This window comes from Kocuria sp., from assembly GCF_030536815.1.
GTDB lineage: Bacteria > Actinomycetota > Actinomycetes > Actinomycetales > Micrococcaceae > Kocuria > Kocuria gwangalliensis.
In genome coordinates, this window is record NZ_JAUNPE010000295.1 from 1 (window position 1) to 1,961 (window position 1,961).

Here is a 1,961-nt window from a genome sequence, read left to right on the forward strand (position 1 = left end):
CGAGCGACGGCTTCTCCCAGATCTTGCACGTGCTGCTTGCCATGTATTCAGTGGCGGTCTTCGCAACCCTGGCGGGTTCTTTGGGGGCCTATTTTCTACGTGACCACTCCGTGGAGCAGGTGTCCAAGGACACGACACCCAGTTCAGCTTCCGGTGGCAAACAGTAGGAACATGCCGGCTCCTATTGAGCACGGCAAAATGTGAGGTTACTGTCAAAGTGGAAATATCACACACGCTCAAGAGAACGAGGAGATCATCATGATTCACAAGCGACGCGCAATAACAGCCGGAATCACGGGTTTGGTCGTTGCGAGTTCTCTCGCGGCGTGTACTCCTGAATCTGATGTCACCGAAGCGGATCAATCGAACATTCCCACCGAAGAGCTGGTGGGCGAGAGCATGACCATCACGCATGAAATCCAGCCTGTTCTTCCGGACGGAGTGTTCACGGTGGGGGAGGAAGACACCATTGTGATGACCGACGAGTTGCCGGAAGAGCTCAATCCCGGTGACGAGGTCGAAATCACCGGCACCGTGGAAAAAATGGACGTCTACCAAGCAGACGACATTGATGCCCTGCAGACCGCGACAGACGAGGAAACCGCCACTTACCTCACAAACCGTGGGGAAGAACTGGTGCTCACGAGTGCGGCGCTGAAGCCCGTCTCTTAGCCGCCGGTGCGTGGACACCCGGCTTGTCGATGCCAGCCGGTCCGCGACAGAGAAACGTCCCCGGGACTCACGGTCATGGCGTGAATCCCGGGGACTTCTGTGTACCTGGGCGCGGGTGAGCGCTTAGTCCAGGTGACGCTCTTCCGGTCCGTCGTACTCGGACAGCGGTCTGATCAGCGAGTTGGAAGCGCGCTGCTCCATGATGTGTGCGGTCCAGCCGGTGATGCGGGCGCACACGAAGATGGGTGTGAACGTGGGAATGTCGAAGCCCATGAGCCAGTACGTGGGACCGGCCGGGTAGTCCAGGTTGGGCTTGATGGACTTGGCTTCGTCCATGGACTTGGCCAGACCGTTGTACAGACCCAGGATTTCCGGGCGATCGTAGTACTCGAGCATGCGGAACAGTGCGTCCTGCATGGTCGGTACGCGCGAGTCACCGTGCTTGTACACGCGGTGACCGAAGCCCATGACCTTCTTCTTCTCGGCCAGAGCCTTGTCCATCCATTCCTTGGCGCGCTTCTCGGCGTCCTCGGCGGATTCGTCCTTGCGGATCCCCAGTTCCTCGAAGGTGTGCATGACGGCCTCGTTCGCGCCACCGTGCAGCGGGCCCTTGAGGGCACCGATCGCGCCAACCACGGCCGAGTGTAGATCGGCCAGGGTCGAGGTGATCACGCGGCCTGTGAAGGTCGAGGCGTTGAAGGAGTGCTCGGAGTACAGAATGATGGACACGCGGAACGCGTCCACGACCTCGGGCGCGGCCTCTTCACCGAAGGCCATCCAGAGGAAGTTCTCCGAATAGTCCAGGTCGTCACGAGGCTCGATGAGTTCCTCGCCGCGGCGGCGTCGCTGGTCGTAGCAGACCACGGCGGGCATCACGGCGAACAGTTCCTGCGCCTTGCGGAGCTCCGCTTCGGGGGAGGAATCCTCGGCGTCCGGGTGCTGGGCGCCGATCACGGACGCGGCGGTGCGGCACACGTCCATGGGGTGGCAGTCCGTGGGCAGAGCGTCGATGATGTTTTTCAGCTCCGGGGTCAGCGCGCGGTTGGCGCGCTCGCGCTTCTTGAAATCGGCGAGCTCTTCCTCTGTGGGCAGCTCACCGGTCCACAGCAGCAACGCGACTTCCTCGGGGGAGCACTTGGCGGCAAGTTCCTGAACGGGGTAACCGCGGTACAGCAGCGAGTTGGTCTCGGCGTTGACCTTGGACACAGCGGTGGTGTCGGCGACGACGCCGGCTAGACCCTTGCGAATCTCGGTTTCGGTCATGGTGACCTCCTTCTTCGTGTGTGGTC

Annotated in this window: 2 protein-coding genes; one reads left to right on the forward strand and one right to left on the reverse strand. The window is 61.2% G+C overall.

Annotation, left to right across the window (positions count from 1 at the left end):
• The first annotated feature begins 258 nt into the window (after positions 1–258).
• Positions 259–672 (forward strand): hypothetical protein, encoded by a 414-nt coding sequence (locus Q4E95_RS13310; protein WP_303383757.1) that lies wholly within the window; start codon positions 259–261, stop codon positions 670–672.
• 123 nt (positions 673–795) lie between these two features.
• On the opposite strand, the gene Q4E95_RS13315 is transcribed toward Q4E95_RS13310, so the two are convergent.
• Entirely contained in the window at positions 796–1,935 is a 1,140-nt protein-coding gene (locus Q4E95_RS13315) for a bifunctional 2-methylcitrate synthase/citrate synthase (RefSeq protein WP_303383758.1), read from the reverse strand.
• Positions 1,936–1,961 lie beyond the last annotated feature (26 nt).